Annotated in this window: 7 protein-coding genes; 4 read left to right on the top strand and 3 right to left on the bottom strand. The window is 71.7% G+C overall.

Features of this window, described 5'->3' with window-relative positions; genetic code table 11:
* Positions 1-93: 93 nt before the first annotated feature.
* Positions 94-540: an ATP-binding protein gene (locus tag ABZS97_RS43070; RefSeq protein ID WP_356149126.1), complete on the bottom strand. Its 447-nt coding sequence runs from the start codon at positions 538-540 to the stop codon at positions 94-96.
* A 307-nt stretch (positions 541-847) separates the two neighbouring features.
* A complete protein-coding gene (locus tag ABZS97_RS43075; RefSeq protein WP_356149129.1) occupies positions 848-1,831 on the bottom strand; it encodes a heavy metal transporter in 984 nt (327 codons plus the stop codon).
* A 97-nt stretch (positions 1,832-1,928) separates the two neighbouring features.
* Between ABZS97_RS43075 and dapE the strand changes: the two genes are divergently transcribed.
* Together dapE and ABZS97_RS43085 are read left to right on the top strand one after the other, a co-directional pair.
* On the top strand, positions 1,929-3,008 hold the full coding sequence (dapE, locus tag ABZS97_RS43080) for a succinyl-diaminopimelate desuccinylase (protein WP_356149132.1): 1,080 nt from the start codon (positions 1,929-1,931) through the stop codon (positions 3,006-3,008).
* Between the two features lie 108 nt (positions 3,009-3,116).
* Positions 3,117-3,875 (top strand): TIGR00730 family Rossman fold protein, encoded by a 759-nt coding sequence (locus ABZS97_RS43085; protein ID WP_356149134.1) that lies wholly within the window; start codon positions 3,117-3,119, stop codon positions 3,873-3,875.
* Between the two features lie 209 nt (positions 3,876-4,084).
* On the opposite strand, the gene folP is transcribed toward ABZS97_RS43085, so the two are convergent.
* Complete coding sequence (gene folP / locus ABZS97_RS43090; protein WP_356149137.1) at positions 4,085-4,945, bottom strand: dihydropteroate synthase; 861 nt, start codon at positions 4,943-4,945, stop codon at positions 4,085-4,087.
* Positions 4,946-5,072: 127 nt separating this feature from the next.
* Here folP and ABZS97_RS43095 point away from each other — a divergent pair, with 127 nt between their 5' ends.
* Positions 5,073-5,432: a DivIVA domain-containing protein gene (locus tag ABZS97_RS43095; RefSeq protein WP_356149145.1), complete on the top strand. Its 360-nt coding sequence runs from the start codon at positions 5,073-5,075 to the stop codon at positions 5,430-5,432.
* On the top strand, positions 5,429-6,010 hold the full coding sequence (locus ABZS97_RS43100; RefSeq protein WP_356149148.1) for a DNA-3-methyladenine glycosylase I: 582 nt from the start codon (positions 5,429-5,431) through the stop codon (positions 6,008-6,010). The genes ABZS97_RS43095 and ABZS97_RS43100 overlap by 4 nt, the downstream gene beginning before the upstream one ends.
* Positions 6,011-6,122 lie beyond the last annotated feature (112 nt).

Consider the following 6,122-nt stretch of genomic DNA (forward strand, 5'->3'; position numbering starts at 1 on the left):
CCCCCCCACCCCACCCCCCCCCCCCAACAACCCCGGGGGGGGGGGCCCCTGGCACCACCCGGGGCCACCCCTCGCCGCAACAAGCCGGGCGGACTAGCCGAGCGGCAGCCCCTTCAGCGGCAGCTGCTCCGTCGGCAGCCCACCCTTGGTCACCGCATCCGTCGGAAGCCCACCCTTCGTCGCGGTCGACGCCGTGTCGCCGAGCAGGCCGCCGGCCTGGCCCGCAGTGTCACCGGCCACCTTCTGCGCGGCCGGTGTCGCCGTCTTCGCTGCCTTGCCGCCGGTCTTGCCCGCGGCGGGCACCGTCTTCTTGACCGCCTTGCTGCCGGCGTCACCCGCGAGGCCGGTGGCGTTCTGGGCGGCACCGTCGACGGTGTTGCCGACCTGCGCGCCGTCCAGGGCGGTCAGGCCGCCGAGGTTGGGAGTGGCCGGCAGTTCGGTCGCCGCGCTGGCGGAGCCGGCCGCACCGACCCCGGCTGCCGCTCCCGCTGCGATGAGCAGCGCGGCACGGGCGATCCGGCGGGTCAGGGGGAGGGACATGATGCTCCTTAGACGGGAGAGAACGTGGTCGCGCCCGATTCCGGATGGTGATCGTCCGGGCTCGGACGCAGTGACTACCGCTCGAAGCCCGCGAAGGTTGCGGCGGGCCAACGTAAAGAGTTGGCAATGCGTCGCATTATCATCTGCGGATAAAAACGGGCATAAGGCGCCCGGTCAAAAAATCTGCCGAATCCTTACGGCCCTTTGTTTTCAAGGGATTCGACGGATGCGGGAGTGAGCGCGCGAAAAGCTGCACGCACCGCCGAACCGACAGGGCGTGGGTACTCCCGAAGAGTGAAGACCCGTACTACTGCCCGGTGACGATTCGGACCACGGCGTCGGCCTTCGCGCCGCCGGACTTCCCGGGCGCGGCACTGCGCCACTTGCTGTCGGTGTTCCCGGCCGTCCACACCCGGCCCGCGTACGAGACCCGGACGATGTGCAGCGCCGAGGAGTTGGCCACGGCCCAGTGCGCCAGCTCCCAGCCGCGCTGAGCGAGCGTGGTCCCGGCCGTGGTCTGCGTGGGCACGGGGACGGTCACGGTGCGGTCCGAACCGCTGCCGTCCGACGTCGAAGGCGAGGGGCTCGGCGACGGGGACGCGGCGGCCCCGGCGCCCACTTCCTCGCCGGCCTCCTGCAGCACGTCGCGCCCGAAGTCCCGGACGAGCGCGGTGCGCACCGAGTCCGCGCCGCCGGTCCGGTCCGCGCCGGGCCGCCCGTCACAGGTCAGGGTGGCCGCCGCCCGGCCGGTCAGGGCCGTGGCGAGCAGCGTGGCGTCCGGCTCGTGCTTCGCGTACGCCTGCGGGTAGCCGCTGCGCTGCACGCGCTGCGCGGCGACCGTGAGCGGCAGCCGCGAGTACCCGGTCACCTTGGCGAGGTGCTCGTAGAAGACACCCGCCGCGTACGTCGGGTCCATGATCTGCTTCTTCGTGCCCCAGCCCTGCGAGGGGCGCTGCTGGAACAGGCCGAGCGAATCGCGGTCGCCGTGCCGGATGTTGCGCAGCCCGGACTCCTGGAGCGCGGTGGCGAGCGCGATGGTGACGGCGCGCTCGGGCATCCCGCGCGCGGTGCCGACCGCGGAGATCGCCGCCGCGTTCACCGCCTGCTCCGGAGAGAACTCGAACGACGCCCCGTCGCCCTTGCCGGAGACGACCTCGCAGCGCGGCGCACCGGTGCCGCCGGTGACGTACTGCACCGCGAGATAGCCCGCGAGGGCGAGCAGGACCACGACGGCCGCCCCGGAACGGAGGAGGCGGCCGCGCGGGAAGGAGGTGGGTGACGGCTCTGGCACGACGTACAAGGTACTGGAGGGTGCTGTCGCTGCCCCCGAGGCCTGTGGACAACCTTGGAAACCGGTCCCGCAGGCCCGGCGCGTTAGGGTCTGGGCCATGGCCGAAACCCCGCTTGACCTCACGCTGGACGCCGCGGAGCTCACCGCGCAGCTCGTCGACTTCCCCTCGGAGAGCGGCAGCGAGAAGCCGCTCGCGGACGCGATCGAGACGGCGCTGCGCGCCCTGCCGCACCTGACGGTGGACCGCTACGGCAACAACGTCGTGGCCCGTACGAACCTGGGCCGCGCCGAGCGTGTGATCCTCGCCGGGCACATCGACACCGTCCCGATCGCGGGCAACGTCCCCTCGCGTCTCGACGAGGACGGCATCCTGTGGGGCTGCGGCACCTGCGACATGAAGTCCGGCGTCGCGGTCCAGCTGCGCATCGCGGCCACGGTCCCCACGCCCAACCGGGACCTCACGTTCGTCTTCTATGACAACGAAGAGGTCGCCGGACACCTGAACGGCCTGAAGCATGTGGCCGAGGCCCACCCCGACTGGCTGGCGGGCGACTTCGCGGTCCTCCTGGAGCCGACCGACAACGAGGTGGAGGGCGGCTGTCAGGGCACCCTCAGGGTGTTCTTGAAGACCAAGGGGGAGCGGGCGCACTCCGCGCGCGCGTGGATGGGCTCCAACGCGATCCACGCGGCGGCCCCGATCCTGGCCAGGCTGGCCGCGTACGAGCCGCGCACGCCGGTCGTGGACGGCCTCCGCTTCCACGAGGGCCTCAACGCCGTGCGCATCGAGGGCGGCGTGGCCACCAACGTCATCCCCGACGCGTGCACCGTCGTCGTGAACTTCCGCTACGCACCCGACCGCAGCGAGGAGGAGGCGGAGGCCTTCGTGCGCGACTACTTCGCCGACTGCGGTGTGGAGGAGTTCGTCGTGGACGACCACACGGGCGCCGCCCGCCCCGGCCTGGACCACCCTGCCGCGGCGGCCTTCATGGCGGCCGTCGGCGGTCAGGCCCGGCCCAAGTTCGGCTGGACGGACGTCGCCCGCTTCAGCGCGCTCGGGGTGCCCGCGGTGAACTACAGCCCCGGTGACCCGCTCCTCGCCCACAAGGTCGACGAGCGCGTCCTGGCGTCACTGATCCCGCAGGCCGAGGAGAAGCTGCGGTCCTGGCTGACGTCCTGACCCCGGTGTCCCGGACGGCGGTTCATGGCGGACATGCTCACGTCCCCCCTCCGTAACCCGCGTAGATCTACGCTGGGAAGGAACCATCGCCGAGCGGAGGGAGCGCACATGGCTACCGGAGACCCCGAGGGCTCGCAGCAGCCACCGGAGGAGCAGCGTCTCGGCCCCGTCCTGCGCAGGCGGGACCAGGTGCAGGCGAGCACCACCGACCAGCGCCTGCTGGACGCGGGCGGCCCCTCCGACTGGGTGCACACCGACCCCTGGCGGGTCCTGCGCATCCAGTCGGAGTTCATCGAGGGCTTCGGCACCCTCGCCGAACTCCCGCCCGCGATCAGCGTGTTCGGCTCGGCCCGCACACCGGTGGACTCCCCGGAGTACGAGGCGGGCGTGCAACTCGGGCGCGGCCTGGTGGAGGCCGGCTTCGCCGTCATCACCGGAGGCGGCCCGGGCGCCATGGAGGCCGCCAACAAGGGCGCCTGCGAGGCGAAGGGCGTCTCCGTCGGCCTCGGCATCGAGCTCCCCTTCGAGCAGGGCCTCAACCCGTACGTCGACATCGGCCTCAACTTCCGGTACTTCTTCGTCCGCAAGATGATGTTCGTCAAGTACGCGCAGGGTTTCGTCGTCCTGCCCGGCGGACTCGGCACTCTCGACGAACTCTTCGAGGCCCTCACCCTCGTCCAGACCCAGAAGGTCACCCGCTTCCCGATCGTCCTCTTCGGCACGGAGTACTGGAGCGGCCTGGTCGACTGGCTCAAAAACACCCTCATCGCCCAGGGCAAGGCCTCCGAGAAGGACCTCCTCCTGTTCCACCTGACGGACGACGTGGACGAGGCGGTGGCGCTGGTGTCGAAGGAGGCGGGCAGGTAGAGGGTGGCTTTCAGCCCGTCCGGCGTGTGCGGACGGCCAGCCATCCCGATCCCCCACCCACCCGCTGAGGGCGGGTGTTCAGCCCGTCCGGCGTTTGAGGACGAGCGCGAAGCGCGACAAGGGGGAAAGGGGGCGAAGCCCCCAGGAGGACGGGACGGGAAGGGGCGGAGGGGCGCGAAAAAACTCCGTACCCCCCGTCCAGCCCGCCGTTAGGCGAGCCCGCGCCGGGCAACCGCCGGAGGCCGGTGCCCGGCGATGGACGCGACCATGTCGAGCACCTGCCGGGTCTCCGCGACCTCGTGCACCCGGTACACCTGCGCCCCCAGCCACGCCGACACGGCGGTCGTCGCGAGCGTCCCCACCACCCGCTCCTTGACCGGCTTGTCCAACGTCTCGCCCACGAAGTCCTTGTTGGACAGGGACACCAGCACCGGCCACCCCGTCCCGACCATCTCGCCCAGCCGCCGCGTCGCCTCAAGACTGTGCCGCGTGTTCTTCCCGAAGTCGTGCCCGGGATCGATCATCACGGACTCCCGGGGCACACCGAGCGAGACGGCCCGCTCGGCGAGTTGGAGGGTGACGCGCAGGATGTCGGCCATGACGTCGTCGTACGTGACCCGGTGCGGGCGCGTACGCGGCTCGGATTCCCCCGCGTGCGTGCACACCAGCCCCACCCGGTACCGTGCGGCGACCTCCGCCAGCCGCGGATCGACCCCTCCCCAGGCGTCGTTGAGGAGATCGGCGCCGGCCTCGCACACGGCCTCGCCGACCTCGTGACGCCAGGTGTCGACGCTGATGACCACGTCGGGGAAGCGGCGCCGCACCTCGGCGACGAAGCCGACCGTCCGCCGCGCCTCCTCCTCGGCGGTCACCTCCTCGCCGGGACCGGCCTTGACCCCGCCGATGTCGATGATGGCGGCGCCCTCGGCCACCGCCTGCTCCACGCGCGCGAGGGCGGGCTCGTCGCGGAAGGTGGCTCCCTGGTCGTAGAAGGAGTCGGGGGTCCGGTTCACGATCGCCATGATCACCGGCTCGTGTGCGCCGAATTCACGCCTGCCCAGCCTGAGCATCCCCTGTGACCTCTCCTAGTACGTGCAGCTGATGGGCCGCCTGCGACCCTAACTGTCAGACTCGCATGGCACGATCGGACCCTGACACATTCGACACCGAGCACATCGAGCGTGGGGACCCTCAGCGATGTTCATGTTCTTGTTCCTGGTCGTCGCGCTCGCCGTCGTGGTCGCCGCGGTGACCCTGGCCGTGGTCGGCGGCGGCGAGAGCGCGCCCCTGCCCGAGGTGGCGTCCGAGCGGCTCGACGATCCGCTGCCCGAGGACCGGCCGGTCAACCGCGCGGACGTGGACAACCTGCGCTTCCCGCTGGCCGCGCGCGGCTACCGCATGACGGACGTCGACGACGCGCTCGGCCGGCTCGGCGCCGAGATCGCCGAGCGGGACGACCGGATCGCCGACCTGGAGGCCGCGCTCGCCGGCGCCCGGGCGACCACCGCGCCCTCGCTGGACAAGCGCGGGGAGCACACGGAGGACGAGCACCGGTGACCGACGCTCTCGCAGGCCCGGACGGCGCGCTGCGCTGCCCCTGGGCCCTGTCGACCGAGGACTACGTGTCGTACCACGACGAGGAGTGGGCCCGCCCGGTCCACGGCGACGACGCGCTGTACGAGCGGTTGTGCCTGGAGGCCTTCCAGTCGGGCCTGTCGTGGATCACGATCCTGCGCCGCCGCCCGGGCTTCCGGATCGCCTTCGCCGACTTCAAGATCGCCTCGGTGGCGGCCTTCACGGACGCCGACAAGGAGCGCCTCCTCGCCGACGCGGGCATCATCCGCAACCGCGCCAAGATCGAGGCGACGATGGCCAACGCCCGCGCGCTGGCGGAGTGGGCGCCGGGCGAACTGGACGAGCTGATCTGGTCCTTCGCCCCCGACCCGGCCGGGCGCCCGGCACCGAAGTCCCTCGCGGACGTCCCCGCGGTGACCGACGAGTCGACCGCGCTCTCCAAGGCGCTGAAGAAGCGCGGCATCCGCTTCGTCGGCCCGACCACGGCGTACGCCCTGATGCAGGCGTGCGGCCTGGTCGACGACCACCTCACGGACTGCGTGGCCCGAGGAGGCCGCTGACCCCGGGCCAGAACACCCCCTAGGGGGTGTTTTGAAAGTCCCGCACAGCACCCACGGCGCCCGGCACGCACCCTCGCCGCACCGGCCGAAGCCCCAAGTACGTCCAGTACGA

The sequence above is a fragment of the Streptomyces sp. NPDC005485 genome, from assembly GCF_040606085.1.
GTDB lineage: Bacteria > Actinomycetota > Actinomycetes > Streptomycetales > Streptomycetaceae > Streptomyces.